22 protein-coding genes and 1 pseudogene are annotated in these 25,590 nt (G+C 72.1%); 15 read left to right on the forward strand and 8 right to left on the reverse strand.

Annotated features, from left to right (window positions below):
• Nucleotides 1-160: 160 nt before the first annotated feature.
• On the reverse strand, nt 161-1,495 hold the full coding sequence (locus ACG00Y_RS21070; RefSeq protein ID WP_394482277.1) for a hypothetical protein: 1,335 nt from the start codon (nt 1,493-1,495) through the stop codon (nt 161-163).
• 100 nt (nt 1,496-1,595) lie between these two features.
• Here ACG00Y_RS21070 and ACG00Y_RS21075 point away from each other — a divergent pair, with 100 nt between their 5' ends.
• The 11 genes and pseudogenes from ACG00Y_RS21075 (at nt 1,596) to ACG00Y_RS21125 (ending at nt 14,461) form a co-directional block, all read left to right on the forward strand.
• Nucleotides 1,596-5,678 carry an FtsW/RodA/SpoVE family cell cycle protein gene (locus ACG00Y_RS21075; RefSeq protein WP_394482279.1) on the forward strand — a complete coding sequence of 1,361 codons (4,083 nt, stop codon included), beginning with the start codon at nt 1,596-1,598 and terminating at the stop codon, nt 5,676-5,678.
• Between the two features lie 58 nt (nt 5,679-5,736).
• Entirely contained in the window at nt 5,737-6,951 is a 1,215-nt protein-coding gene (locus ACG00Y_RS21080; RefSeq protein WP_394482281.1) for a hypothetical protein, read from the forward strand.
• Between the two features lie 131 nt (nt 6,952-7,082).
• Nucleotides 7,083-7,727, forward strand: coding sequence for a FecR family protein (locus tag ACG00Y_RS21085; protein WP_394482283.1), 645 nt, complete (start codon nt 7,083-7,085; stop codon nt 7,725-7,727).
• 38 nt (nt 7,728-7,765) lie between these two features.
• A pseudogene (locus ACG00Y_RS21090) lies at nt 7,766-8,308 on the forward strand (FAD-dependent oxidoreductase); the annotation flags it as partial.
• Between the two features lie 309 nt (nt 8,309-8,617).
• Nucleotides 8,618-9,016: a dihydroneopterin aldolase gene (locus ACG00Y_RS21095; protein ID WP_394482541.1), complete on the forward strand. Its 399-nt coding sequence runs from the start codon at nt 8,618-8,620 to the stop codon at nt 9,014-9,016.
• Between the two features lie 6 nt (nt 9,017-9,022).
• A complete protein-coding gene (ttcA, locus tag ACG00Y_RS21100) occupies nt 9,023-9,934 on the forward strand; it encodes a tRNA 2-thiocytidine(32) synthetase TtcA (protein WP_394482285.1) in 912 nt (303 codons plus the stop codon).
• Nucleotides 9,935-10,050: 116 nt separating this feature from the next.
• Complete coding sequence (locus tag ACG00Y_RS21105; protein ID WP_394482287.1) at nt 10,051-11,055, forward strand: glycosyl hydrolase family 18 protein; 1,005 nt, start codon at nt 10,051-10,053, stop codon at nt 11,053-11,055.
• A gap of 81 nt (nt 11,056-11,136) precedes the next feature.
• Entirely contained in the window at nt 11,137-11,763 is a 627-nt protein-coding gene (locus ACG00Y_RS21110) for a DUF4136 domain-containing protein (protein ID WP_394482288.1), read from the forward strand.
• A 104-nt stretch (nt 11,764-11,867) separates the two neighbouring features.
• Complete coding sequence (locus ACG00Y_RS21115) at nt 11,868-12,491, forward strand: hypothetical protein (protein WP_394482290.1); 624 nt, start codon at nt 11,868-11,870, stop codon at nt 12,489-12,491.
• 62 nt (nt 12,492-12,553) lie between these two features.
• On the forward strand, nt 12,554-13,933 hold the full coding sequence (glmU, locus tag ACG00Y_RS21120; protein WP_394482291.1) for a bifunctional UDP-N-acetylglucosamine diphosphorylase/glucosamine-1-phosphate N-acetyltransferase GlmU: 1,380 nt from the start codon (nt 12,554-12,556) through the stop codon (nt 13,931-13,933).
• A 108-nt stretch (nt 13,934-14,041) separates the two neighbouring features.
• Nucleotides 14,042-14,461, forward strand: coding sequence for a BRO1 domain-containing protein (locus ACG00Y_RS21125; protein ID WP_394482293.1), 420 nt, complete (start codon nt 14,042-14,044; stop codon nt 14,459-14,461).
• Between the two features lie 63 nt (nt 14,462-14,524).
• Here the strand turns inward: ACG00Y_RS21125 and ACG00Y_RS21130 are convergent, their stop codons facing one another.
• The 5 genes from ACG00Y_RS21130 to ACG00Y_RS21150 form a co-directional block, all read right to left on the reverse strand.
• The gene (locus ACG00Y_RS21130; protein ID WP_394482295.1) at nt 14,525-15,622 is read right to left on the reverse strand and encodes a BON domain-containing protein; all 1,098 of its coding nucleotides are present in this window, start codon (nt 15,620-15,622) and stop codon (nt 14,525-14,527) included.
• Between the two features lie 148 nt (nt 15,623-15,770).
• Nucleotides 15,771-16,616: a phytanoyl-CoA dioxygenase family protein gene (locus ACG00Y_RS21135; protein WP_394482297.1), complete on the reverse strand. Its 846-nt coding sequence runs from the start codon at nt 16,614-16,616 to the stop codon at nt 15,771-15,773.
• A gap of 45 nt (nt 16,617-16,661) precedes the next feature.
• A complete protein-coding gene (locus ACG00Y_RS21140) occupies nt 16,662-17,327 on the reverse strand; it encodes a hypothetical protein (RefSeq protein ID WP_394482299.1) in 666 nt (221 codons plus the stop codon).
• Nucleotides 17,328-17,415: 88 nt separating this feature from the next.
• On the reverse strand, nt 17,416-18,120 hold the full coding sequence (locus ACG00Y_RS21145; RefSeq protein WP_394482301.1) for a hypothetical protein: 705 nt from the start codon (nt 18,118-18,120) through the stop codon (nt 17,416-17,418).
• Nucleotides 18,121-18,220: 100 nt separating this feature from the next.
• Entirely contained in the window at nt 18,221-20,476 is a 2,256-nt protein-coding gene (locus ACG00Y_RS21150; RefSeq protein ID WP_394482303.1) for a penicillin-binding protein 1A, read from the reverse strand.
• Nucleotides 20,477-20,664: 188 nt separating this feature from the next.
• On the opposite strand from ACG00Y_RS21150, the gene ACG00Y_RS21155 reads away from it, so the two are divergent.
• From ACG00Y_RS21155 to ACG00Y_RS21170, 4 genes are read left to right on the forward strand one after another with little or no spacing between them, the layout of a single operon-like run.
• A complete protein-coding gene (locus ACG00Y_RS21155; protein ID WP_394482304.1) occupies nt 20,665-21,027 on the forward strand; it encodes a hypothetical protein in 363 nt (120 codons plus the stop codon).
• 12 nt (nt 21,028-21,039) lie between these two features.
• The gene (locus tag ACG00Y_RS21160; RefSeq protein ID WP_394482306.1) at nt 21,040-22,137 is read left to right on the forward strand and encodes a sensor histidine kinase; all 1,098 of its coding nucleotides are present in this window, start codon (nt 21,040-21,042) and stop codon (nt 22,135-22,137) included.
• Complete coding sequence (locus tag ACG00Y_RS21165) at nt 22,128-23,147, forward strand: histidine kinase (RefSeq protein ID WP_394482308.1); 1,020 nt, start codon at nt 22,128-22,130, stop codon at nt 23,145-23,147. Before ACG00Y_RS21160 ends, ACG00Y_RS21165 begins: the two co-directional genes overlap by 10 nt.
• A complete protein-coding gene (locus tag ACG00Y_RS21170) occupies nt 23,144-23,881 on the forward strand; it encodes a LytR/AlgR family response regulator transcription factor (RefSeq protein ID WP_394482309.1) in 738 nt (245 codons plus the stop codon). Before ACG00Y_RS21165 ends, ACG00Y_RS21170 begins: the two co-directional genes overlap by 4 nt.
• Here ACG00Y_RS21170 and ACG00Y_RS21175 read toward each other — a convergent pair.
• On the reverse strand, nt 23,868-24,701 hold the full coding sequence (locus tag ACG00Y_RS21175; RefSeq protein ID WP_394482311.1) for an amidohydrolase family protein: 834 nt from the start codon (nt 24,699-24,701) through the stop codon (nt 23,868-23,870). The genes ACG00Y_RS21170 and ACG00Y_RS21175 overlap by 14 nt on opposite strands.
• Nucleotides 24,698-25,543, reverse strand: a complete 846-nt coding sequence (locus ACG00Y_RS21180; protein ID WP_394482313.1) for a transposase — start codon at nt 25,541-25,543, stop codon at nt 24,698-24,700. The genes ACG00Y_RS21175 and ACG00Y_RS21180 overlap by 4 nt, the downstream gene beginning before the upstream one ends.
• Nucleotides 25,544-25,590: the final 47 nt, after the last annotated feature.

Here is a 25,590-nt window from a genome sequence, read left to right on the forward strand (position 1 = left end):
CGGGTGGTTTCCCTTCCCCCAGTTGGGCAGGTAGGTGGCTGGGGCCGTTCGAGAGGGCGCCGCGCCGCGTGCTGGACTCTTTCACTTCACTGCTCCTGTTGCACCGTTGTTGCAATTCAAGACGCAGTGGCCAAGCAAACGTCAGTCCATCGGCAACGTCCTAAAGCCCGCGCGTCGCCGCCCACTGGCCCAGCAGGCCGCCGGCGATGAGCCCGGCAGCGTAGAGCCACCGCCACGGCAGCCCGGTGGCGGGCGCGGCCTGCACCGCAGCCGGCTCGGCCGGCGGCTTCATGACCGGATCGACGGTGGAGGCACTGCCGTAGGACGTGGGCTGGGCCGGCGGCAGCGGCGACGGCGCAGGCGGGGAGGCCGCCGGCAACTCGTCGATGTTGATGAAGTCGACGATGGCGCCGCTGGTGCGCTGCGTCGGCTGGTCGGCGCTGAAGGTGCCCTCCCCCGGCATCGGCCCATCCACCGGCGTCTCCGGCACGGGCAGCGGCTTCAGCGTGGCGGGCAGCACCTGCGGGTACTGGTGGCGCCCGGTGCGCGGCAGTGCCGGCATGACGCGGCGCAGCGCTTCCGAGGCCTCGGTGAGCGACGGGAAGCGCGCCTGCGGCGCCTCGGCCTTCATGCGCCGCAGCACGTCGAACAGCGGCTGGCGCGCGGCCGGCGGCGCCATCGGCAGCAGTCGCTCCACCGCCACGGCGGCCGCGTATTGCATGGCGGCGGCAATGTCCAGCTTGCCGTCGTCCAGCGCCTGCTGCACCTGCTGGTCGGCGTCGTAGGCGGCGAAGATCTGCGCCGAGCGCGCTTCCACGTCCTGCACGGCGGCCGTGGTCTGCGGGAAGGGGGCGTTGGCTTCCCGAAAAGCGTGCACGAAGCGCACCTGGTCGGCTTCCAGGAACTGGCGCAGCTCCGGCGCGATGCGGTCCATGTGCGCGCCGATCATGACCGGCCGGCGCAGGTGCATGCCGGTGACGACGGTGTGCGCGTGGTCGATCATCACGGCGTCCTGCGGCATCACCTGACCGGCCACCCCGCGCGTCAGCGGCAGCACGATGTTGCCGTCCCACAGGTCGATGGGCAGCGCACCGGCGGTGACGAAGGCTTCGGCCCGGCGCAGGAAGTGCACCCACACGGCCAGCCGCTCGTCGAAGCTCAGGTGCTCCGGCGCACCCGGCAGGCCCGCCAGCACGCGCAGGCTCAGGCCGCCGAAGCGCGTCGCCAGCCAGCCGGGCGCCTCGGTCGGCACCAGCTGCGGCACCGGCGCACCGCGGTCGCCCAGCAGCTTGAGCACGGCGCGCTCATGGTCCAGCAGGCTGGCGACCGAAGGACCCAGCCGCAGATCGAGCGCCTTGACGATGCACGGCCCGTCAGGCGACTCGGCCCAGCCATAGCGGGCATCGGGCCGGCCATCGATGACGCGGGTGCTTTCAGAGAACCATTCGACCGGGGTATCGGCAGGTAGTTGGGTCATCGTCGGCTGGGTGTCCATGGCGAGGTGCGGGGGATTGTGGGTGCGAGACTGCATGACGGCTACCGCGAACAAACGTCAGGTGGGCTGACGTTTTCCGGCGCGCTGCGTCCCTGCCCGGATGCCGAACCGACTCCACCCTGCCCGGCTGCTGCCCGCGCTGCTGCTGTTCGTGCTGGGCTGGCTGCTGATCGCCCAGCAGCACCAGCGCCAATGGGCGCGACTGCCCGCCGAGGCCACAGTGCAGCGCTTCGTGCCCGATGCGCTGGCCACGCCGCTGCCCGCGCCCATGCCCCTGGCCGAGCTGCGCCGGCTCTGCGCCACGCCGCCGTCGTGGCTGGCGCGCTGGGTCGGCCGCATCGAGCGCGCCGAGCTGGCCGCCTGCCTGGCCACGCCGCAGCCGCTGCCCGCCGACGCCGTGGCAGCAGCGGCACGGGTCTATGCCGCTCATCTGGACGCCCAGGCCCAAGCCACCCGCCACTGGCTGGCCGCCCAAGCCGAACACGCGCCGCCCGCAGCCGCCGCCCTGACCGCCGAGATGCGCCGCCTGCAGCGGCAGCGCCCCGGTCTGGCCGGGCTGCTGCCGGCCTCGACCCAGCCGCAGCGCGAAGCCATCGGCCCGCAGCCCGCGCCCGATGCATTGAGCCGGCCGCTGGCTGCACGGCCCGCAGCCGCCACCCACGAGCAGGCGCTGCAGCTGGGCCTGCAGGCCAGCGGCCGCCTGCTGCAGCTGGACTACGGCCAGGCGCCACCCTCGGCCCACTTCGCCAGCGACCGTGCCACGCTGGCCGACGCCCTCGAATGGCGCCGCCGCGCCCAGGCCCATGCGGCGCGCGGCTTCAGCCTGGCGCGGCTGCACGGGCTGCCCGACATGCTGCTGGCCAGCAGCCTGGTGCTGCTGGCCGCCGTGCTGATCAGTGGCGGCCCACTGCTGCCCTGGGTGGCCGCCACCCAGCTGCTGGCCTGCGGCGGCCTGCTGCTGACCGACCTGGCGCTGACCGGCGACCCGGCGCTGCGCTACCTCGTCGAGCGCCAGTTCTTCGCCCTCGGCAGCGGCGAGCGGTGGCTAGACCTGAGCCTGGCGCTGCCGCTGCCCGGCGGCGGCCAGCAGCGGCTGTGGTGGCCGCTGCTGGGCCTGGCCGGGCTCGTGCTGGCGCTGGGCCGGCTGCGCTCCGGCAGCGCCGCAGTGCTGGCGCCCATGCGGGCCTGGGTGCGCTGGGGCGCGCAGCCCCGCCGGGGCGCGGCGCAGACCGGTGTCATGCTGCTGCTGGGCATCGCGGCCGTGCTGGGCCTGGGCCTGCCGGCCGCCGTCAGCGAAGGCCTGATCGCGCTGGGCTGCGTGGGCCTGGCCACCTACTTCGCGCGCCAGGCCGGCTTTGCCAATGCCGGCGGCGGGCTGGACGCGGGCAACCTCGTCATCGCCCTCGGCGCGCTGGCCGTCGCCGTGGGCGGCGCCGTCTACCGGGGCGACCTGGGGCATGCGCTGGTGGCGCTGGCGATGGGCGCAGGCTTCTTCGCCCTGTTCGGCGGGCGGCTGCAGCGCGGGGCGCTGGTGATCGTCCTGCTGCTGGGCATGGCGTTGGTGTGGTGGCCCGAGCCGGCGGCGCTGCACTGGCTGCCGGCCCATGCCCAGGACCGCCTGCTGGCGATGGCTGACCCCTACCACGCCGCCAGCTCCGACCTGGCCCGCACTCGCTGGCTGATGCACGGCGCCGGTCTGTCGGGCTGGGGCGCCGGCTACGTGCCCTGGCAAGGTTTCTCGGCCGACACGCGGCCCATCGACGGCCTGCCGCTGCAGGGGCCGAGCGACTACGTGCTGGCCCTGGCCGTGGCGCTGTGGGGCCAGGCTGGCGGCCTGGCGCTGCTGGCGGCCACGCTGGCGCTGTTTGCCGGCTCGGCCACGCTGGCGGCACGCACCGCGCTGCGCCCCGGCCAGCCACCAGCGCTGCGCTGGCTGGCCGCGCTGGGCCTGTTCGGCTGCGCGGTCATGGCGGTCAAGATCCTGCTGTCCCTGGCCGGCGTGGCCGGCATGCTGCCGCTGACCGGCCTGCCCGTGGCCCTGCTCGGCTACGGGCCGGTCGGCCACCTCGCCGCGCTGCTCTATCTGGCGCTGGCACTGGGCACGGCGCATGCGCAGGGCCAAGTCGAACAGACCGGCGTGCGGCTGCATGGGACCGCCGGCCTGCCCGGTCTGCTGCGCCAGCGCGGTGCGGCGCTGGCCGGCCTGGCGCTGCTGGGCGTGGCCGCGCTGCTGGGTCTGGCGCTGCTGCAGATGCGCATGCAGAACCCGCAGCACCAGCACGTCGCCCAGGCCCGCTACGAGCTGGCCGACGCCGTCGCCCGCGCGCTGCTGCCGGCCGACCCGCCCGCCGAGCCCGGGCCACCCAACTGCCCGGAGCTGGCCCGCGTCGCGTCGGACTGGAGCGCCCAGCTGGCCGCACGGCAGCTGCGCCTGGATCTGCCGGTGCTGCTCAGCCAGCCCGCCGCCCGGGGCGCCTGCCGCCAGTTAGCGCGCGAACTGGGCGCCTTGCTGCAGGGCGGGCTGCGCCGCTGGGCCGAGCCCGACGCGCCCGCCGGCTCGCGGCTGGCGCCCTTCTTCCCGCGCCGCGAGCCGATGGCGGTGCGGCGTGACTTCACCAGCCCCAACGCCTGGTGGGGCCTGCCCGGCTGCGCGTCCAGCCTTTCCGCGCCCAGCGACGACTGCCGCGGTCTGGCCGCCGTGGAGCCCTTGCTCGGCGACCCCTGGCTGCAACGCGAACTCGCGCCCCGCCTGCAGGCCGGCGTGACGACCGCCACCGGCGAGCGCACGCTGCACGGCCGCAGCATCCCCACCGGCCCGCAGCTGGGCCTGAGCCTGGACCCGGCGCTGCAGCGTGGCGCCCAGCGCATCGCCGACTGCTTCACGGCGCGCAGCGCCGACTGCGAAGAAGCCCTGCCGCGCGACGCGGGCTGGCGCCAGCGCTTCTTCGATGAGAACCGCCTGCGCAGCGCTGCCATCGGCCTCGTGGTGGCCGAGGTGGACAGCGGCCGCATCGTCGCGCTGGCCGGCTCGCTGAGCGACTGCGCGCTCGACTCGTTGAGCCGCAGCGCCGACGCCGGCCCGCAAGGCCAGCGCGCCGCGTTGCGCCCCGGCAAGCCGCAGCCCTGCTCGCAGTTTCCCGACCGCCACAGCGCCTACCTCGCCCTGCAGGCCCCGGCGCTGTGGGCCGTGCCGCCGGGCAGTTCGCTGAAGCCGCTGGCCATGCTGGCCGCCATCGACGCCGGCCACGCAGCGGACGACACCGGCTGGAAGCGCATCCTGGCCGAAAGCCACGACCAGTCCAGCGTGCAGCGCGCCGCGCTCGATGCGGGCCAGGTCTATGTGGACACGCTGGCGCGCATCGGCTTCAGCGAGACGCGCAGCGAACTGCTGTGGGGCGGCACAACGGCGCTAGGAGGCTGGCAGTTCGGCCTGCGCGAAGGCATCGCCGGCCTGCGCCCGCCGCAGCGCATGAGCTTCGCCGACATGAGCGCCATCCGCCGCGAGAAGGAAGCCGGCCTGAACGCCGACCGCCGCCACGGTGCCGCCGTGATGACCGAGTACGTGGCCGCCCGCCGCCTGGCGGACTCCAGCATCGGCAGCGCCGACATGCGCATCAGCGCGCTGGGCCTGGTGGACTTGTGGCGGCGCCTGGACCTGCGCGCCCGTGGCCGGGCCGACGCCCCGGCCCTGCACCTGCTGGAGCGGCCCGGCCAGCCGGTGGCCCGCATCCCGCTGGCCTTCGGCTCGCCCGCTGCGGCCCGGCGCGCGCTGGCTGCGGCCGGTGGCGTGACCGCCAGCGCCTGGAAGGGCACCGCCCAGGGCTCCTGCCGCGTCGTCATGGCCGGCTGCCCGGCGGAGGGCCTGCCCGGCCTGGTGGGCAAGACCGGCACCAGCGACTTCCTCACCGCCGAGGACGGCCCCTGGGTGAAGCCCGGCCTGAGCCTGCCGGCCAAGCTGTTCGGCGGCGTGTTCGTCGCACCCGACGGCCGCCGCTACGCCGTGGCCGCGATGGCGTTGCGGGTGCGCGAGGGGGCGACGCTGGAGCTGCGTTCGTCGGCGGCGGCCGAGGCGGCATTGACCCTGGTGCGGCAGCCCGGTAGGGCGGGTCGCGACCCGCCGTTTGGCGGCGCTCACCCAAATCGAACTTCGGCCTCGGAAACGCCCGCAAACGGCGGGTCATGACCCGCCTGACGAAATCCGCCCGCCTGCGTCCAGAGCCACATGCCCCTCAGGAGCCCGCATGACCACGCTCGAACATCGCTTTGAAGGCCGCCAGGCGACCGCCCGCGCCATCCAGGCCCATGTCAACCGCCACCTGGATGCGTCCCGGCGGCTGCGACGCATCGAGGTGCGGCTGTCCAGCGCCGTGCCCGTGCCGACCGAGCCGGAGGACTTGCGCCGCCTGCTGGCCGGGCTGCTCAGCGAGCATGGCCAGGGCCGGGTGGAGCTGTCGCTGCGGCGCTTCGAGCGGCCGCTGGACAACGCCGGTGGCGAGCACCTGGTGCGCATGATCTTCGAGGAAGCGCCCGCCACGGCCCCCCCACCGCCAAGGCAGCGCTGGTGGCAGCGCCTGTTCGGCAGCCAGCCAGCGCGCCCAGTGAGGGAGGCGCCTCGGGAGGTCGCCGGCATCCCCGCCCGACGCGCCGCCGAGATGCTGCGCGAGGCACTGGCCGCCGCGCTGCGCTACGACACCGCCGGCCTGCAGAGCCGCCCGGTGGCGCATGTCGGCATCAGCGCCCACCTGCCCGAGATCGACGCGACGCTGCGCCAGATGATGCCGCCGCTCGACCCGCAGGCGGTGCAGTCCGTGGCCGCCATGCTGCGGCGCATGGACGTGAGCTGCCAGCCTGACCTGCGCCTGGACTACCGCTTCGAGCCGCGCCTGAACGCCGAAGGCACGCTGGCCGTGCTGGACGCCGACCTGCACGTGCGCCTCAGCCCGGCCAGTGCGGACGCCACCGCCATGCCGATAGTCACCGGCGTGCCGTCGACGGCCATGCCGGACGCCGAGCAGCTGGCCGCCCTGCGCGCCCCGGCCCGGGGCTTGCGCGTGCGCGTGCTGGGCACGCTGGCCGCAGACTTCGCCACGCCGTTCGAGATGACGCTCAAGGGCTGGCCGGCGCGCCTGGACCGCGCCGCGCTGGAGGCAGCCGGCTTCGGCCGCGAACACGGCGCGCTGCTCGGCGTGGCCAGCCAGAGCTGCCCGCTGCTCATCGAGCGGCACGGCGCGCAAGGCCTGCAGCTGCGCCCGGCCCGCCGCGCCGATGCCGCGCCCATGTACTACGGCGCGGAAGACCTGCAACCGCTGCCGGCCGAACTGGTGGTGGCCGAGCTGCCGATGCAACTGGTGCTGAACTGCCCGGCCGGAGTCCGCGATGCCGTCACGGGCACGGCACTCCCGGCACTTAGGATCGAACTGGCTGACGAGGCCCCTCGCCCAACCTCGCATCGCTGAACGCGAGCGAGTCTGGTCGGTCCCCCGAGGGGACGGCGATGCTTGCGGCATTGAGCCTCAAGCACATCGCCGAAACGGGCCGGCTTGGGAGCGGCCCGGCGCTCGGCCCGAAATGCGGATGGAGAACTGAGATGAACAAACGTTTGCTGGTCTTGTGGGCGGGTTGGCTGTTGCCGGTAGCGATGGCAGTAGCGGCGCCGGTGGCGGAAGTGGCGGGCCTGAGCGGCGAGGCGCACACCGGCCCGGCGGCCCAGGCACGCGCGCTGGCGGTGGGTGACAAGCTGGAGCCTGGCGCCGACGTGCGCACCGGCGACAAGGGCCGCGTGCGGCTGCGCTTCGTCGACGGCTCAACCGTCGTCATCGGCGACCGCTCGGTGTTCCGCATCGAAGCCTTCGCGGGCGGCCGCGACGGCAAGCCCCGCCAGGCCTCGCTGCTGCTGCAGCTGGGCCTGATCGGTCAGACCGTCTCGCCGTCGCGCGGCGGCAGCTGGACCGTCCGCACGCCCAGCGCGGTGACGGCCGTGCGCGGCACCGAGTTCATGGTGGAAGTGGGCGCCGACCTGGACACCAGCGTGGACGTGCAGGAGGGCAAGGTCGAGATCGAGACCGTCGATGCGCCCGACAAACCCCGCGCCAAGAGCCTGCGCCAGCCACCCGTGCTGCTGCAACCCGGTTCGCCCGCCATGGTCTGCCGCCAAGGTGGCGAGTGCGTGGTGGCCAAGAGCTTCAACCCGGACCGAATGAAGCAGAAGCAGGACCGACTCTCGGGCGTTTAGCCCGGCTGGGATAATTCGCGGCTTTCTCCAGCCGCGCCATGCCAAGTTCCACCTCCATCGACGTTGCCATCCTCGGCGGCGGCCCCGCCGGCTGCAGCGCTGCGTCGTGGCTGGCGCAGCTGGGGTTGTCGACCTTGCTGGTGGAGCGCGAGCCGCAGCTGTGTGCCGCGCTGCGAGGGCTGGAGTTCCGTCAGGACTGGGTGCTGGGCCGGCCCGCGAGCGCGCTGACCGAGCTGGCGCTGAGCTACGCCCAGCAGGTCGAGGCCACGCCGGGCATTGCGCTGCGCCTGGGCACCCGGGCCGAATCGGCCCGCCACGCGGCCGGCGCCTGGACGCTGCAACTGGCCACGGGCGAGCACGTGCACTGCCGCGCGCTGCTGGTCGCCACCGGCCTGCGGCTGCTGCGGCCGGCGCGCTATTTCGCCGTGCCGCACCCGCGTGTGCTCGATGCCACTGCACTGACGATGCGCCGCGACACATTCGCCCCAGGGCGCGTGCTGCTGCTGGGCGCGGGCGACAACGCGGCGGAGAACGCGCTCTTCCTGGCCGACCGCGGCTGCGACGTGACGCTGTGGGCGCGCGGCAGCTGGCGGGCGCAGGCCCATCTCATCGCCCGCGTCGAGGCCCACCCGCGCATCCAGCTGCGCCTGGCCACGCCGCTGCCCGACGGCATGCGGCCGGACGACACGGGCGTCACGGTCGGCAACGAGCGCTTCGATAGCGTCGCTGCGCTGCTGGGCTTCGAGCCCGAGCCCTCGGCCTTCACGCTGCTCAGCGAGCACGACCGCCCGCATGCCTTCATGGCTGGCGACGCCAGCGGGCGCTGGCACCCCTGCGTGCAGACGGCACTGGCCGACGGCGTGCAGGCCGCCAAGCTCATCGAGCAGGCGCTGCGCCCGGAAGGCCCGACGGCCGCGCCGCAGCGCTTCAACAACCGCCAGGTCATCCACCTGCAAGGCCTGCGCTTCAAGGCCAACCTGGGCATCCTGGACTTCGAGCGCACCGGCCCGCAGCCCATCCAGGTGGACGCGGAGGTCAACCTCGGCGCCCTGCCCATCGTCGCCCGCGACGCCGACATCGGCCGCGTGCTGGACTACCGCCGCATCCGCGCGGCCATCATCGACGAGTGCACCGTCGAGCACACCGACCTCGTCGAAGCGCTGGTGGGCAAGCTCAGCAACCGCCTGATGAGCCTGGCTGGCGTCGTCGGCGTGCGCGTGAAGCTGACCAAGCTCGAAATCTTCCCGGACTGCGAAGTCGCAGTCAGCTCCGAAACCGGAATCTGGTGACCCGCCATGTCTGAAGTTCTAGATCTCGACCAAGCCGCCGCCGACAAGAAGGCTGCGTTTGAAATCAACAAGCTGTCCAAGCGCCTGCACCGCCAGGTGGGCCAGGCCGTCACCGACTTCAACATGATCGAAGAAGGCGACAAGGTCATGGTGTGCCTGTCCGGCGGCAAGGACAGCTACGCGATGCTGGACATCCTGATCAACATGCAGCAGCGGGCGCCAATCAAGTTCAGCCTCGTCGCCGTCAACCTCGACCAGAAGCAGCCCGGCTTCCCCGAGGACGTGCTGCCCAACTACCTGCGCTCGCGCGGCGTGGACTTCCACATCGAGACGCAGGACACCTACTCCATCGTCAAGCGCCTCATCCCCGAGGGCAAGACGACGTGCTCGCTGTGCTCGCGCCTGCGCCGCGGCATCCTGTACCGCGTGGCTGGTGAGCTGGGCGCCACCAAGATCGCGCTGGGCCACCACCGCGACGACATGGTGACGACGCTGTTCCTGAACATGTTCTTCGGCAGCCGCATGAAGGGCATGCCGGCCAAGCTGGTCAGCGACGACGGCAAGAACGTCGTCATCCGCCCGCTGGCCTATGTGAAGGAGCCCGACCTCGTGCGCTGGGCCGAGCACCGCCAGTTCCCGATCATTCCGTGCAACCTGTGCGGCAGCCAGGAGAACCTGCAGCGCGTGCAGGTCAAGGCCATGATCAACGACTGGGAGAAGCGCTACCCCGGCCGCATCGACAACATCTTCACGGCGATGGGCAACGTCGTGCCCTCGCACCTGATGGACAAGAAGCTGTTCCCGTTCGAGACGATGAAGGCCACCGGCAAGGCCGAGCCGGATGGCGACATCGCGTTCGACGACGACGAGAGCTGCGCGACGCCGACGGCCAAGGTCGTGAGCCTCATCCGAGACTGAGCTTCCGTCGGCCGCAGGCGCAGCCCATGCCAGCCGGGCTGCGGCCTGTCACCCGCCCACGATGAACTCGGCGCGCCGTCCCTAGACTGCGCGCCGTTTTCATTCCGGGGACACCCATGCGCGCTCTTCTCGGCTTGCTGCTGCTCGCCGCCATGGCGGGTTGCAGTCAACACCGCGTGCAGACGCAGTGCATGCCCATCGTCGCCGTCTACCCGAGCTGGAAGCAGCAGGTGCTGCCGCCGGCGCAGATCCCCTGGCAGCGCATCACGCATGTGGCGCTGGTCTTTGCGCTGCCCACGCCCGACGGCGGGCTGGACACCCGGGCGCTGGACGGCCTGGTGGAGCCGCTGGTTCGCGATGCCCACCGGAACGGCAAGCGCGTCATCGTCTCCATCGGCGGCGCGCAGGGCTATGGTGATGCCTTCCAGCGCATCGCCGCATCGCCGGAGAAGCTGAGTCGCTTCACGGCCGCCGTGCGCGACTACGTCACCCGCCACCAGATCGATGGCATCGACATCGACTGGGAGTACTGGACCCAGCAGGCCGTGCGCCAGCAAGGCGGCAACGACCCCGTCGAGAGCCGCCTGCTGGTGACTCTGCTGGCCGAACTGCGGCGCACGCTGCCGCCCGGCACGCAGCTGACCACCTCGGTGTTCGCCGGTCACTGGGTGGGCGAGCAATACCTCGCCGAGCTGCAGGCCCATGTCGACCATGTCGCGCTGATGTCCTTCGACTTCACCGGCCGCTGGGACGAATCTGCCGTGGGCCATCACGCGGACTTCGGCACGTTCAAGCAGAGCGTGCAGTTCCTCGTCGACCGGGGCTTCCATCGCGACAAGATCATTGCGGGCATCCCCTTCTACGGCAAGGAGTTCGTCGGCGGCAGCAACCGCCAGGTCAAGGACGTGGCCTACCGCGACCTGCTGGCGCGCGCGCCGGACAACACCTTCTTCGAAACACCCGACCTCGCCGCCCGCAAGGCCCAGCACATCCTGGACGAAGGCCTGGCCGGCGTGATGTTCTTCGAGCTGACGATGGACACCGCCGCCGACTCGCCCGACAGCCTGCTGGCCGCCATCAACCGCCACCTGTCGCCGGTCAAGTGCGGGGCCATCCGGTGACATCTGGATGCAGACGCACACACTGCGGCAAACTGGCCCACTCAAGATCAGCGGCATCGCCCGCAAATTCAGGAGGCACGCATGTTCACCCCCACCCGTCGGCTGGTCCTCACCAGCCTTGCCGCTGCAGCGGCGTTGACCCTGGCCGGCTGCGCCGGCCCCTACACCGTCTCCGCTGACGTATCCAGTTATGGCGCCTGGCCTGCCGACCGCAAGGCGGCCACCTATGCCTTCGACCGCCTGCCCTCGCAGCAGCAGAACGACGAGGCCAGCAAGCGGCAGACGGCGCTGGAAGACGCCGCCCGGGGCGCGCTGGAGCGGGCCGGCTTCAAGCCTGCCGCCGACCTGAAGAGCGCCGACGTGCTCGTCACGCTGGGCGCCCGCGTCACCGCCTACGACCCCGTGCCCTGGGACGACCCGCTGTGGTGGCGCTGGCGCGGCCGCCTGCTGTCCCCTCGATACGGCTATGTCGGCACCGGGCCCTGGGGCTGGCGCCAGGACCCGTTCTTCAACCGCCGCTACGACCGCGCCGTCGCCGTGTTGCTGCGCGACCGGGCCAGCGGCGAGGCGCTGTACGAGACGCATGCCAGCAACGAGGGCATGTCCTCGGGCGATGCGGTGCTGACGCCGCTGTTCGATGCCGCGCTGGCCGAGTTCCCGCGGGTCAACCCGAAGTCGCACCGCGTCGCCGTGCAAGTCGCTGGCTGACGGCGGCCCGCGACGAGGTCGTGCGAACCCTGAGAGACAAGTTCGTACCTCGCGGCAAACTTGCACTCACAAGATCGTACGCATCACGACGCGAGGAGACCCACATGTTCAAGCCCACCCGCCCACTGGCCCTGTTCAGCCTGGTTGCCGCCGTGCTGGCCCTGACGGGCTGTGCAGCCCCCAAGACGGTGCCCACCGAGGTGGTCAGTCAAGGCGCCTGGCCGGCTGACCGCCAGCCCGCCACCTACGCCTTCGCAGCCACCTCCCCGCAGAGCCGCAAGGCCGGCCGGACCCAGGCCGCGCTGCAAAACGCCGCCAAGGGCGCGTTGGAGAAGGCCGGCTTCAAGCCTGCGGCCGATGCGACGAGCGCCGACGTGCTGGTGACCTTGGGCTCAGTCCGCACCGCCAGCGACCCCTCGCCCAGGGCTCTGCACAGGGACGCGGCGCTCTGGACGCGCTGGCAGGGCGACCTGCTGCAGACGTCGTGGCCTGACGCCAGCCGCAGCCTGCGCCAGGACCCCTTCCTCACCGACCAGCGCCATGACCGCGCCGTGATCGTGCTGCTGCGCGACCGCGCCAGTGGCGAGGCGCTGTACAAGGCCAGCGCGCTCAATACGGGTCTCGTGCGCACCGCCCCTTCGACGGCCCAGCTCTTCGACGTCGCGCTGGCCGAATTCCCCAAGGCCAACCCCAAGGGAGCCAGCGTGCCCACGCCGGTGGCTGATTAAGAGGAGCCTGCCAACTGCCTGCCCATAATCGCGACTTCGTTAAAACGTAGTCGCAAGGCAGCATGGCGCTCAACATCGTGATCATGGCGGCGGGCAAGGGAACCCGCATGAAGTCCGCAACGCCCAAGGTGTTGCACAAGCTGGCGGGCCGCTCACTGCTGTCGCATGTGCTGAAGAGCTGCGAGCCGCTGGCCGCCGCAGCGCGCATCGTCATCACCGGGCATGGGGCCGAGCAGGTCGAGGCGGCTGTGGCTGCAGACGGTATCAGCTTCGTGCGCCAGATGCCCCAGCTCGGCACCGGCCACGCCATCCAGCAAGTCGTGCCCGCGCTGGTCGGCGACGGCACGACGCTGATCCTCAACGGCGACGTGCCGCTCATCGACACGGCCACCGCCAAGGCCCTCATCGAGACCTGCGCCGGCCATGCCCTCGTGCTGCTGACGGTGGACCTGGCCGACCCCACCGGCTACGGCCGCATCATCCGCAACAAGGACGACGGCGGCGTGCTGGCCATCGTCGAGCACAAGGACGCCACACCCGCGCAGCGCCTCATCCGCGAGGGCTACAGCGGCATGATGGCCGCGCCCACCGGCGCGCTCAAGCGCTGGGTCGGCCAGCTGACCAACAACAACGCCCAGGGCGAGTACTACCTGACCGACATCGTCGCGATGGCCGTCGCCGAGGGGCTGCCGGTGCTGGGCATCAAGGCGCACAGCGAGATCGAGGTGCTGGGCGTCAACGACCCCGTGCAACTGGCGCAGCTGGAGCGCGCCTTCCAGGCCCGGCAGGCCGAACACCTGATGCGCGCCGGCGTGCGCCTGGCCGACCCGGCCCGCTTCGACCTGCGCGGCACGCTGACGCATGGCCAGGATGTCGAGATCGACGTGAACTGCCTGTTCGAGGGCCAGGTCGAGCTGGGCGACGGCGTGCGCATCGGCGCCAACTGCGTCATCCGCAACGTGAGCATTGCCGCCGGTGCGCGCATCCACGAGTTCACGCACATCGACGGCGAGGCGCTGGGCGCCAGCGTCGGTGCCGGCTCACTGATCGGCCCCTTCGCACGCCTGCGCCCCGGCGCGCAGCTGGGCGCGGAGGTGCACATCGGCAACTTCGTCGAGGTCAAGAACGCGACGCTGGCCAAGGGCGCCAAGGCCAACCACCTGGCCTACCTGGGCGACGCGACCGTGGGCGAGCGCGTGAACTTCGGCGCGGGCTCCATCACGGCCAACTACGACGGCGCCAACAAGCACCGCACGACCATCGCCGACGACGTGCATGTCGGCTCCAACTGCGTGCTGGTCGCGCCGGTGACGCTGGGCCAGGGCGCGACGATTGGCGGCGGTTCGACGATCACGAAGGATGTCAACCCGGGCGACCTCGCCGTGGCGCGCGGCAAACAGCTGGCTGTCGCCGGTTGGACCCGTCCCGCGAAGAAGCGTTGAATAGTGACTTAGTTCCGGTGATTGCCCCATGCCGCCTGAGGTGAGGGGGCAATCACCGGACCCGCCCGCCATTACGATGGCCCTGCCTTACCAACGCCCGCAGTCCTCATGGCCCACGAACTCGACTTTGCCGCGCTCTCGCTGGATGACGCCGTCCCGGTTGACCTGGGTGCGTTCGAAGCCGTTCAGGCCCGCAGCGAAGCCGATGCCCGCAACCGCGCGCTGGAGTTGAAGGCACAGGCCTGCGACAACGCGGCCGAGGCCTGCTGGTACCTGGCGCGCAGCCTGGGCACGGCGCGCGACCTGCCGCAGGACGGCGAAGCCAGCCTGGAACTGCTGTTCCAGTTGATCGGTGCGCTGGCCGACCTGCCCACTGACATCTGCACCGCACCACTGCCCGACGTCGTCGCCGGCCGCGACGACGGCATCACCGAACTCTGCCTACAGCTCGAAGCCGCCCGCGAAGCGACGCACGAGGCCTTGATCGACGCCGAACTGGCGCCGGTGCGCACCCAGCTCTGTCACTGACGACTTCTCGTCCACGCAAGAAGGGCGCCCCGAGGGGCGCCCTTGCGCTTTTTGGCGCTGCGATCAGAGGCCGCTGGGCGCCTGGCTGAGCATGGGCGCGGGTGCCAGCGTCAGGCGGTTGTCGACCGCCTTCACGCCCGAGGCCGACGAGGCGACCACGGTGGCACGCTCACGCGTCGGCGCGTCGGGCGCCTGGCCTTCGAGCTTGACGACGCCCTGGTCGGTACTCACGGCGATGGGCACGGCGGCCAGCGTGGAGTCGGCGGCCAGCGCGCTGCGCACCTGCTGCGTGATGCCCGTGTCCTCAGGGGACGGCATGGGGGCCTGGGCCAGCGGCGGCGTGACGGGCAATGTGGCACTGGCGGCAGGGACCGGCGTCACGGCGGCCAGCGGCGCGGTGGCAGGCGTCGGTCCGGCTGCGGTCGGCGGCAGCGTGATGGGCGTGGTGTCCGGCGTCACCGCCAGCGGCTGCACCTCGGTCGCCGGCGCGGCTGCCACTGGCGGGATGGGCTGCAGGTAGGGCTTCGGCTGCGCGGCGGGCGTGTCGTTGCGCGGATTGGCGCGCACCACCAAGTCCGGGCGTGGTGCCGGCAACGTGGCCTGTGCCACCGGGCGGGACTCCGGGGCCGGCTTCACGGTCGTCACCGGCGGGCCCAGGCGGGCCGGCTCGGCAGCGGCCACGGTGGTGGCCGTGCCGGTCTCGGCATCGGCCTGCGAAGGCACCGCCGGCTCAGGCACCGGCACGGCTGCGGCCACTTCGGCCTGCGGCGCTGCGCTGCCCGTAACGATGGCGGGCGGCGTGCTGGGCGATTCGGACGGGCGATTCACCGACCAGAGGGCCACAGCGGCAATGACGGCAGCGCCGGCACCGGCCGCGATCATCCAGCCCCGCTGGTTTTCGCGCTGGGGCGGCAACGCGGCGGCGCCGGCCGTGCCGCGGGGGATGGCGCTGGAGACGCCCACGGTTGTCGGCGGGATGCTCGACAGCGACGGCGGCACGTCCTGCGAATCCAGGCGGATGGCGCTCGCCGGCAGCTTGGCGCCGCGCAGGGGCAGTCGAGTCTTGGCTGCTGCGGGCTTGGGCGTACCGGACAGGGCGCCCGGCGTGGCGTCGATGTGATCGGCCCAACCTTCGGCGTGTATGGACTTGGGGAACTTCATGTTGGCCTCCTGTCGTCGTGTTGTCGACGTTTGCGGTGAAGCCAACTTTGAGCGTGACAGGACCCCTGCCTTGCCGGTGCAGGGGCCCTCGCCTTGTAGGACAAGCGGGGCCGGCTGTAGCGGGATGTGAGCGGTGTGAGAAGCCCGCTCAGAAACCGCGCACCGGCAACGTCTCGTCACGCTGCAGCCAGTTGCGCGGCGAGTAGCGGCTGGCCGCGTCGGTCACGTGCAGCGTGTAGGCATGGCGCGATTTCTCGGAGCGGTTGGCGGCCGAGTAGTGCGGCAGCAGGCCATGGAAGACCACCAGCGAGCCGGCCTCGACCTCCAGCGGGATGGCCTCGGCCGAGTCCGCAGCGGGCCAGGGCGTCGCGTCGACCGGCTCCATCCAGGCCTTCTGGCCTTCGCGCACAAAGCGCTCGCGCAGCACGCCGCGCGCGCCGCGATGGCCGCCGGGCTCCGTCCACAGGCAGCCGTTGGCCAGCGTCGCGTCTTCCAGCGCGAACCAGAAGGTCGTCACGGTGATGGGGTCGCTGTCGAAGAAGCTGGCGTCCTGGTGCCAGCGCACCTCGCCGCCGATGCCGGGCTGCTTGAAGATGAACATGCTCTGCCAGACCTGCGGCCGGGCCAGGCCCAGCGCCGCCGCCACGTCGCGCAAGCCCTGACCCTTGGAGAAGGACGAAAACACCGGGTCCAGGTCGTGCATCGCGTGGCCGATCTTGTTGATGGCCAGGTCCTTGGGCACGCGCAGCCGGCCCTCGGCATCGAAGGCCTCCTCCTCGAAGAAGCAGCGCACCTGGTTGCCGCTGTCGAGGAAGTAGTCGTCGACGTGGCGCTGCTGCTCCTCGGTCGTGAAGACGGGGCGCTGCTCGCCCGGGTCGAAGGCGTCGACGATCTCGAGCGCACGCTGGCGCAGCGCGGCGATGTCGGCGGCGGGCTTGAAGCCGGGGATGACGAGGTAGCCTTGTTCGGCGTAGCGGGTGGCGTCGAGGGTCATGCGGTGCTCACGGAGTTGCCGCGATTGTGAGCTGCCGCAGCAGCCTCAAGGCTCCCACACCAGCGCCAGCGCCAGCGCGGCCTCGGTGACGGCCTGGCCCATTGGCGCGGCAGGGTCGGGCCGGCGCAGGCGGGGCACGCCGCCGCTGAGGTCCACGCTGCCGACGACCTGGCCGCCGTGCAGCATCTCGTAGCCGACGGCCCCGGACGTGGCGATGGCGCTGCCCTCGAAGCGATGCACCGAACGCAGGCCCAGGCTCAGCGTGCCGCGCTGGTAGCTGCCCTCGCGCGTCTGCTGGCCCCACTGCACGCGGCCCTCGCCGATCTGCAGCGTCGCGTCGGACACGCCGCGCCAGCGGCAGTTCAGCGTCCAGGGCTTGGTGGACAGGGCCAGCACGCCGGCCGTCACCTCGGTCTGGCGCGCCGTACAGTCGGCCTCGCTGTCGCCGGCGGCGGTCGACCAGGTGTAGCGCAGCGGCGCGCGGCCGCTGGCCAGCGTGTCGAACAGCGAGAGCCGGTCGGCGCCGCGGTCATAGCGCACGCGCTGGCCGGCCAGCGTGAATTCACCCGTGCGGCCCCAGCCGGGCTTGCCGAAGGATTCCTCGGCCACCGCCGCCAGCGACGCGGCCTGCGCCATGCGCGCCTCGCGCACCACGCCGCAGGCGGCCAGCCCAGCCAGCAGCAAGGCTGCAAGCGTCCATCGATATCGCATACACCGTCATCCCGTCGAGTCGATACGGGCACTCTAGGGCGCCGGCCGGCGTATGCCGGTTCTCACCCGTGACTGCCGGCACGCCCGGTCAGCGGCCGGCGGCGGCGTCCGAGACGAGTGCCAGCGCCAGCGCGGCCTCCGTGACGGCCCGGCCCACCGGCGTGGCCGGGTCAGGCCGGCGCAGGCGTGGCACCGGGCCGCTCAGGTCCAGGCTGCCGACCACGGTGCCCTGGTGCAGCATCTCGTAGCCCACGGCGACCGTCTGCGGCTGGGCATTGCCTTCGTGCAGATGCGCCGAGCGCAGGCCCAGCGTCAGCTCGCCGCGCCGGTAGGCGCCCTCGCGGCTGAGCTTGCCCTGGCGCAGCTGGCCTTCGCCGATTTGCAGCATCGCTGCCGGTGCGCTGCCCCAGCGGCAGCTCAGCACCCAGGGCTTGCTGCTGCTTTGGCGGGCGTTGGCGCTCTGCTCCGGCGTCCAACCCTCGCAGACCGCCGCGCTGTCGCCCACGTTGAAGCGCAGCGGCGTGCGCACGGCGGCAGGCAGCGGCTCGAACAGCGCCAGCCGGTCGGCGCCGCGCTCGTAGCGCACACGCTGGCTGCCCAGTGCGAACTCGCCCTTGGCGCCCCAGGCCGGCTTGCCGAAACTCTCCTCGGCCACGCCCGCTACCGACGACGCCTGGGCCATGCGCTGCTCCCGCCGCTCGACCGGCGGCCGGCCGTCACGCACCGAGGCGCAGCCGGCCAGCAGCAGGATCAGCAAGGCCGAGGCGGGAATGAGGGGCGAGAGATGGCGCATGGGCAGGACTGACCGGGTTGAGGAACAGGCTCGACTCTAGGGCCGCGCCGGGCACAGAGCTGTTACCCGGCGTTGCTTGCCGCAATCGACACGCCCGCCGCTACTGATTGATCGGTGTCCGCTCGGCCGACACCGCGCTGCCGTCCGCCTCCGAGGCCGCATCGCTCGGCGGCGCCGCCGGCGGCAGGCCGATGCGGGCGATGGCCATGTCGCCGGCGAACTCGTTGTAGAACCAGTCCTCGCCCACCTGCACCAGGCTGCCGTCCTGTGGCGGCGTCAGCGGGTCGTTGGGCTGGCCCTTCAGCGCCACGGCCATGGTCGCGGCCCAGACCGGCAGGGCCAGGCCGCCGCCGGTCTCGCGCTCGCCCAGCGACTTGGGCGTCGGATAGCCTATCCACACCGCGCCGACGCGCGACGCCTGGAAGCCGCAGAACCAGGCGTCGATGGCGTCGTTGGTGGTGCCCGTCTTGCCGTACAAGTCCCAGCGGCCGAGCCGCACGCTGGCCGGCGCGCCAGTACCCTCGCGCGTGACGGCGGCCAGCAGTTGCGAGGTCATGAAGGCATTGCGCGCGCTGATCACCTGGCGGGCCTTGGGCGGCTCGGCCTGCCAGACGACCTGACCCTGGGCGTCCTGCACGCGCTGGATCAGCCAGCCGGTCTGCAGCTGGCCGCCGTTGGCAAAGACCCCGTAGGCCTGGGCCATCTGCAGCGGCGTGACGGCGCCGGTGCCCAAGGCGACGGTGAGGTTGAGCGGCTGGCGTTCCTCGTCCAGGCCGAAGCGCCCCGACCAGGACCGCACGCGCTGCGGGCCTAACGTCTGGACGAGACGGATAGAGACCATGTTCTTGGACCGCGCCAGCGCCTGGCGCAGCGTCAGCGCCTCTTCGTAGGTGCCGTCGTAGTTGCGCGGTGCCCAGTCGCCCTGCTCGAAAGGCTGGTCGCTGACCAGCGTGCCGGCCCAGCCGCCCTGCTCGATCAACGCCGAGTAGACGAAGGGCTTGAAGGCCGAGCCCGGCTGGCGCCAGGCCTGCGTCGCGGAGTTGAGCTGGTTGCGCGTGAAGTCGAAGCCGCCGACCAGCGCGCGGATGGCGCCGGTGGCCGGGTCCAGCGTGACGACAGCGCCCTCGGCCTGCGGCGTCTGGCTGAGCAGCCATTGCTTGCCCGACTCCAGCACGCGCACGACGGCGCCGCGCTTGGCGCTCTGCAGCGAGCGCAGCGCCGCGCCCTTGAGCGTGATGCGCTCGCCATCGGCCAGCACGAGCCGGGCGGCGGTCTTGTCCTGCTCCAGCAGCACGGCGGTGCGCAGCTCGCCGAGGTCGGGGTGGGCGTCGAAGGCGTCGTCCAGCGCGTCATCCAGGCCCTCGTCGCCTGCTGGCAGCCTGGCCGTGGCCTCGGGGCCGCGGAAGGGCTGGCGGCGCTCCAGCTCGAACAGCGCGTGGCGCAGCGACTCCTGGGCGGCCGCCTGCTCGGCGTAGAGCAGCGTCGTCGTCACCGTCAGGCCGCGCGTGTAGGCCTCTTCGCCGAAGCGGTTGACGATCTCGGCCCGCACCTGCTCGGCCGCGTGGTCGGCGATGCCGGACAGGCGCTTGGGGCGCCGGATGTCCAGCGGCCTGGCCTTTGCCGCCAGGGCCTGCTCGGCGGTGATCAGGCCCACCGCCTCCAGCCGGCCCAGCACCACGGCCTGGCGGCGCTTGGCGCGCTCGGGGAAGCGCACGGGGTTGAGGCGGTTGGGGTCCTTGGGCAGGCCGATCAAGGTGGCCATCTCGGCAGTGTCGAGCTGGGCCAGCGTCTTGCCGAAATAGCGCTCGGCCGCAGCCGCGAAGCCGTAGGCACGGTTGCCGAGATGGATCTGGTTCATGTAGATCTCAAGGATCTGCTCCTTGCTGAGCGCGCCCTCGATCTTGATGGCCAGCAGCGCCTCGACGACCTTGCGCGTCCATCGCTGCTCCTTGGTGAGGTAGGTGTCGCGCGCCAGCTGCTGCGTGATGGTGGACGCACCGTGCAGCGGACCGCTGTGCGTGAGGTTGCGCCACATCGCGCGGGCGATGCCGCTGTAGTCGATGCCGCCATGCGTCCAGAAGTCGGCGTCCTCCACGGCCAGCAGCGCGTCCTGCATGGGCTTGGGGATGTCCTTCAGCGGCACGAAGCGGCGGCGCTCGGCACCGAACTCGCCGATCAGTTGGCCGTCGGCGCTCAGCACGCGCAGCGGCTGGTGCGGCTGGTAGTCGGTCAGCCGGTCGAGCGCCGGCAGCCGCACCCAGACGATGGCCGCGATGACGGCACCCAGCAGCAGCAGGGCCAGGGGCAGCCCGACGAGCGCACTCAGCCAGGGGCGTTGGACGAAGACTTTCAGCATGGCGCGCATGGTAGAGCCGGCTTGCGGCATCACCGCAGCACGGCTCCCGTGCCGAAAGTCAGCAAGTGTTTGCGCCGTCGCGCGCGGCCCGTGGTTCGTCGGATGAAAGCGGCGCTTCGTCCGGCAGCGCGTGACCGGCGGCGCGGCGGTCTCTAACTTGGCGCCATCCCAACTCGCCGGAGACGCCGATGAAAACCGTCCTGCTGCTGCCACTGCTGCTGTCTGCCGCCCCCGCCTTCGCCGCGCCCGCCGCCTGCCCCGAGGCCGGCGAGCATCTCGCCGAATACCTGGCCAGCGCCAAGCAGCGCATCGGCGCCGAGGGCGAGGTGCGGGTCGAGTTCGAGGTGGGCGCCGATGGCCGCACCCAGCTCGTCGGCCTGCAGGGCTCGCGCGCCTACCTGACGCCGGTGCGCATCGCCATGGACACGATGGCCTGCCGCGCCGGCACGCCGCAGCGCTACGTCCTTAACATCCGTTTCGCGAACCCCGCCCCACGCGCCGCCGCGACGGCGGCCTCCGCCACCCTCGCCCAGGCGAACCCGCCACGCTGACCCTTGGCCCCCATGCCGCCCAACCCCGCCGACCCGGTCGACCGTGCCGCCCTGCTGCGCTGGCGTGCCGTGCTGGCCGCTGCGGCACTGAGCACGCTGCTGGCGCTGGCGCTGCTGCTGCCGGGCGCCGTGCGCTGCAAGCTGTGGCCGGCGCAGGACGGCGACGACAGCAGCTGCCACGCGGACGCGGGCCTGAGCGGTGGCCTGGGCCTGGCCTTCCTGCTGTGGATGCTGTGGCTGGCTGCGACGCTGACGCAGCGCAGGCTGCCGCGCGCGGGGCCGGCGCGCAACTGGGGGCTGACGGTGCAGATCGCCGGGTTGACGCTGCTCTTCGCGCTGCTGAACAGCGTCACCCACACCGTGGGCGCGCCCGACGGCCGGCTCACCGCCTACACGCTGCAGGTGCTGCTGACCTTCTCCACCTGCGTCTGCCTGGGCCTGGAGTACCGCCGCCTCGGCCACCACGGCGAGGCCGCCGCTGCGATGCTGAAGCGCGCCGAGCAGGCCCAGGCTCGCCAGCTCGACGCGGCCCGCGCAGCGTTGCTGCAGGCGCAGGTGGAGCCACATTTCCTGTTCAACACGCTGGCCCACCTGCGCCGCCTGGCGCGCACCGATGCACGCGCCGCGCAGGCGATGCTGAGCGACCTGCGCCGCTACCTGGCCGCCGCGCTGCCGGAGCTGCGCCAGAGCGAGACGCCGCTGGCGCGCGAGCTGGAGCTGGTGACGGCCTTCCTGGCCTTGCACCAGCGCCGCATCGGGCCGGAGCGCCTGGCATTGCGCTACGACATCTCGCCGGGTCTGGAGGACGTCATCGTGCCCTCCACCTGCCTGCTGACGCTGGCCGAGAACGCGATCAAGCACGGCATCGCCCCGCAGGTGCAGGGCGGCGAGATCTGCGTGCGTGCGCTGCCCGACCCCGACGAAGCAGGCCTGCTGCGCCTGGAGGTGGCCGACACCGGCGCCGGCATGGGCAGCGGCAGCGGCAGCGGCACGGGGCTGGCCACGCTGCGCGCGCGGCTCGCAGCGGCGCATGGCGCAGCAGCCAAGTTGAGCCTGCACCTGAACCGCCCGCGCGGCTTGATCGCCCGCGTGCAACTGCCATGGCCTTGACTTTCAGGGCCGGCGATGCCGGCTGGATGATGCTCGTCGGCGCCGCGACGCTGGTGGCCAATGGCACGCCGCTGAGCAACACCATGTCGGCCGGCGAAGCACTGAACGCGCTGGCCTACAACGTCATCCAGTTCGGCATCCCCGCCGTGCTGCTGCTGCGCCTGGCCGATGCGCTGGTCGACGCCGGCCGGCTGCCGTCCTTGCCGGCCTACATGGCCGTCGTCGGGTTGACCGTCGTCGGCGGCATCTGGCTCATCGCGCCGCAGCTGTACCCGCTGCTCGGCAAGGCCGACTGGTGGCGCTGGGAAGACAACTTCGTGCTGGCCGGCACGACGCTGATCTGGCATGGCCTGGGCGTGGCCGTCTACGCGCAGTTGCGCTTCTCGCGCCGCGCCCAGGCGCATCTGGCCAGGCTGCAGGACGCCGCTGCGCAGCGCGAACGCCAGCTCGCCGCCACGCAGCTGCTGGCACTGCAGGCGCGCATGGACCCGGCGCTGCTGTCAGAACGCCTGGCCGCCATCGACGACGAGCTGTTGAACGAGCCCCTGCGTGCCCAGGCGCGGCTGGCGGCGCTGATCGAGCTGCTGCGGGCGCTGCAGCCGCATGTGGAGGCCGAGGTGTCGACGCTGGCGCGCGAGATCGCCGCGCTGCGCGCCTATGCCCAGCTCGTCAGCGCCGACGCCCAGCACACCGAGCGCCTGCACCTCGCCGGCCTCGCTGACCCACCGGACTGGCCGTTGGCGCCCATGGTGCTGCTGCCGCTGGTGCGGCCGCTGCTGGACGAAGGCACGACGCTGTGGAGCCTGTCCCTGCACGGCGGTGCCGGCGTGGCCGAGCTGCGCCTGCGCGCGCTGGGGCCGGACCTCACGCGGACGCTGCAGGCCGCCAAGGCCGTGCCGCTGGCAGAGCTGGCGCGGCGCCTGCACGCCGTGCATGGGCAGTCCGCGGCGATGGTGCTGCTCGTCGAAGATATGCCGCTGTTCAAGCTGACCTGGCCCGTGCCGACATGACCCGCATCCTGATCGCCGAAGACGAGGCCTTGCTCGCTGCCGAGATCCGCGAGGAGCTGCTGAGGCAGTGGCCCGAGGCGCAGATCGTCGGCATGGCACGCGACGGCCACGAGGCGCTGCGCCTGGTGGAGCAGCTGGCGCCGGCCGTGTGCTTCCTGGACGTGCAGATGCCCGGCCTGTCGGGCCTGGAGGTGGCCCAACTGATCGGCCGCCGCGCCCATGTCGTCTTCATCACGGCCCACGAGCGCTACGCGGTGCAGGCCTTCGACGAGGGCGCCGTCGGCTATCTGCTGAAACCGCTGGACCCGGTGCGCATGGCCAAGACGCTGCTGCGACTGAAGGAGCGTCTGACGCTGCCGCCCGCCGACCTGGGCGGCCTGGCCAGGCGCACCACGCCCGCCACCGCAGAGCCTCTGCGCTGGATCACCGTGCAGCGCGGGCATGAGCTGCAGCTCATCACCGTCGAGGACGTGGCCTATTTCCGCGCCGACCACAAGTACGTGGCCGTCGTCACGGCCGACAGCGAGGCGCTGATCTCGGTGCCGCTGAAGGAACTCGTCACGCGGCTGGACGGCGAACACTTCTGGCAGGTGCACCGCTCAACAATAGTCAACGCGCATGCGATCAAGTCAGTGGGGCGCTCACTGAGCGGCAAGCTCAACATCACGTTGAAGAACCGGCCGGAAACGCTGGAGGTCTCACCCAGCTACGCGCATCGGTTCAAGCAGCTTTAAGGCTGAACAGGTCCGCAGCATTGCCCCAGGCGATGCGCTGGGCCACCTCGTTAGGCAGCTGGCCCAGCCAGCGGCGGTACTCGGCGAACAAGCCTTCGTAGTTCTGCCAGCGCGGCGTGACCCAGGTGTCCGAGCCGACCAGGAAGCGGTCGGGATGGCTGGTGAACAGCGCGCGCCATTCAGGCGTGATGCGGCCGTCGAACGTCAGCCCCGGCCGGTAGGACAGCTCGCCACGCAGGCCCGCGTGCTTGGCGAACAGCTCGCGCACCCGTTCCACCGGTTCGCCGGAGATGCCCGTGTGCGCCCAGATCAGCGACGCACCGGGCGCATGGCCCAGCAGCTTGTCCACCGCCATGTCGTCCACATGCGCCAACACCGTCAGGCCGCGCTCGCGGGCCAGCTTCATCAGTGCGATGGCCGTCGGGCCGTCTGCGTTGGCGCTGTCGTAGAGGTGGAACTCGCCCAGGCCGCGAAACGGCCCGGCCGGGCTGCTCTTGGCCAGCAAGTCCAGCACCATGCGGCGGATGCTGTCGTCGGCGAACCAGCCGGTGTAGTCCGCCCGGTTGCGGTACAGACGCACGAAGGGCACCCACTGCGCGCCGCCTTCAGCGACCAGCCGCAGCGTGCCATCGTTGGGCCGGCTGTTGACCAGCGCACCGCGCACGCCGGCCCGGCCCATGCGCGCCAGCACGTCGGCCGGCGGATGCGGCGCTTGCGCGTCGTCGTTGTAGTGCAGGTGGGCGTCGAAGATCGGGCCGGCGTAGTCGGCTGCGCGCGCCGTGAGCGGCAAGCCGGCCAGCAACAGCGCACGGCGCTTCAAACGGCGCGCTCCGCTGCGGCGATGAGACGGCTGATGCGCGACACGGACAGCCCCAGCTGGCCGGCCAAGTCAGTCATCGCCACGCCGCCTTCGGTGTGGGCCAGCCACAAGGCCTGCTCGCGGATGCCGTCGGCGCGCTTGAGCCAGTCGGCCCAGGTCGTGCGCACCGCCCGCCGGGGCGCCACGGCGGCGGCGCGCATGCGGTCGGCGAAGTCGGCGTCGCCGAGGAAGATCTGCTCGCGCAGCCGCTCCGGCCACAGCTGCAGACCCGGCTCGGACGCGACGAGCCGCGCATAGCGGTCGCCCGCCAAGCGGTGCTGTGCCGCTGTCACGGCCGGGCGGCCCAGCAGGTGGCTGTGCAGGCCGTCCACGTCCAGCCATTCCGGCGCGGCCTCCAGACCGGCCAGCGCGCGGAAGCTCGACCCCGCCCAGCCCGCCGCGCCGCGCGCCAGGCCTTCGCGCACGGGACCGAGGTCGACCCAGCGGCAGGCGTCCAGCAGGTGACGCTCGCGGTCCACCAGCACGGCACGGAAGCGCCCCTGGAACAGCGGCCCACTGCAGCCGTCGCGACGCTGGCGGTGCTGGGTGTAGACGCCGTTGACATGGCGCATGAGCGCCGACAGGTTGGCCCGGCGCGTGAACAGCAGCAGGTCGTAGTGGTCGGGCAGCAACGCATAGGCCAGCGCCTGGGCGTCGAAGCGGTGCAGCGCCTGCGCCAGCAGGGCCAGCATCTCACCGCGGTCCGCATCGTCGACAAAAGCGGGCCGGCCGCTTTCGAACGGGCAATGGGCGCTGATCAGGTAGACCGCGCCGGCAATCTCGAGTCGAGGGGGCCGCGCCATGCGGCGACCTTAAGTCCGCCGGCCGGGAATGGCAAGATGGCGGCCCG

The sequence above is a fragment of the Pelomonas parva genome (genome assembly GCF_043555835.1).
Lineage (GTDB): Bacteria > Pseudomonadota > Gammaproteobacteria > Burkholderiales > Burkholderiaceae_C > Pelomonas > Pelomonas parva.

Coding starts and splice junctions, on each gene's coding strand:
- ACG00Y_RS21070 (WP_394482277.1), bottom strand. CDS start 1,495: ATGGACACCCAGCCGACGATGACCCAACTACCTGCCGATACCCCGGTC.
- ACG00Y_RS21075 (WP_394482279.1), top strand. CDS start 1,596: ATGCCGAACCGACTCCACCCTGCCCGGCTGCTGCCCGCGCTGCTGCTG.
- ACG00Y_RS21080 (WP_394482281.1), top strand. CDS start 5,737: ATGACCACGCTCGAACATCGCTTTGAAGGCCGCCAGGCGACCGCCCGC.
- ACG00Y_RS21085 (WP_394482283.1), top strand. CDS start 7,083: ATGAACAAACGTTTGCTGGTCTTGTGGGCGGGTTGGCTGTTGCCGGTA.
- ttcA (WP_394482285.1), top strand. CDS start 9,023: ATGTCTGAAGTTCTAGATCTCGACCAAGCCGCCGCCGACAAGAAGGCT.
- ACG00Y_RS21105 (WP_394482287.1), top strand. CDS start 10,051: ATGCGCGCTCTTCTCGGCTTGCTGCTGCTCGCCGCCATGGCGGGTTGC.
- ACG00Y_RS21110 (WP_394482288.1), top strand. CDS start 11,137: ATGTTCACCCCCACCCGTCGGCTGGTCCTCACCAGCCTTGCCGCTGCA.
- ACG00Y_RS21115 (WP_394482290.1), top strand. CDS start 11,868: ATGTTCAAGCCCACCCGCCCACTGGCCCTGTTCAGCCTGGTTGCCGCC.
- glmU (WP_394482291.1), top strand. CDS start 12,554: ATGGCGCTCAACATCGTGATCATGGCGGCGGGCAAGGGAACCCGCATG.
- ACG00Y_RS21125 (WP_394482293.1), top strand. CDS start 14,042: ATGGCCCACGAACTCGACTTTGCCGCGCTCTCGCTGGATGACGCCGTC.
- ACG00Y_RS21130 (WP_394482295.1), bottom strand. CDS start 15,622: ATGAAGTTCCCCAAGTCCATACACGCCGAAGGTTGGGCCGATCACATC.
- ACG00Y_RS21135 (WP_394482297.1), bottom strand. CDS start 16,616: ATGACCCTCGACGCCACCCGCTACGCCGAACAAGGCTACCTCGTCATC.
- ACG00Y_RS21140 (WP_394482299.1), bottom strand. CDS start 17,327: ATGCGATATCGATGGACGCTTGCAGCCTTGCTGCTGGCTGGGCTGGCC.
- ACG00Y_RS21145 (WP_394482301.1), bottom strand. CDS start 18,120: ATGCGCCATCTCTCGCCCCTCATTCCCGCCTCGGCCTTGCTGATCCTG.
- ACG00Y_RS21150 (WP_394482303.1), bottom strand. CDS start 20,476: ATGCTGAAAGTCTTCGTCCAACGCCCCTGGCTGAGTGCGCTCGTCGGG.
- ACG00Y_RS21155 (WP_394482304.1), top strand. CDS start 20,665: ATGAAAACCGTCCTGCTGCTGCCACTGCTGCTGTCTGCCGCCCCCGCC.
- ACG00Y_RS21160 (WP_394482306.1), top strand. CDS start 21,040: ATGCCGCCCAACCCCGCCGACCCGGTCGACCGTGCCGCCCTGCTGCGC.
- ACG00Y_RS21165 (WP_394482308.1), top strand. CDS start 22,128: ATGGCCTTGACTTTCAGGGCCGGCGATGCCGGCTGGATGATGCTCGTC.
- ACG00Y_RS21170 (WP_394482309.1), top strand. CDS start 23,144: ATGACCCGCATCCTGATCGCCGAAGACGAGGCCTTGCTCGCTGCCGAG.
- ACG00Y_RS21180 (WP_394482313.1), bottom strand. CDS start 25,543: ATGGCGCGGCCCCCTCGACTCGAGATTGCCGGCGCGGTCTACCTGATC.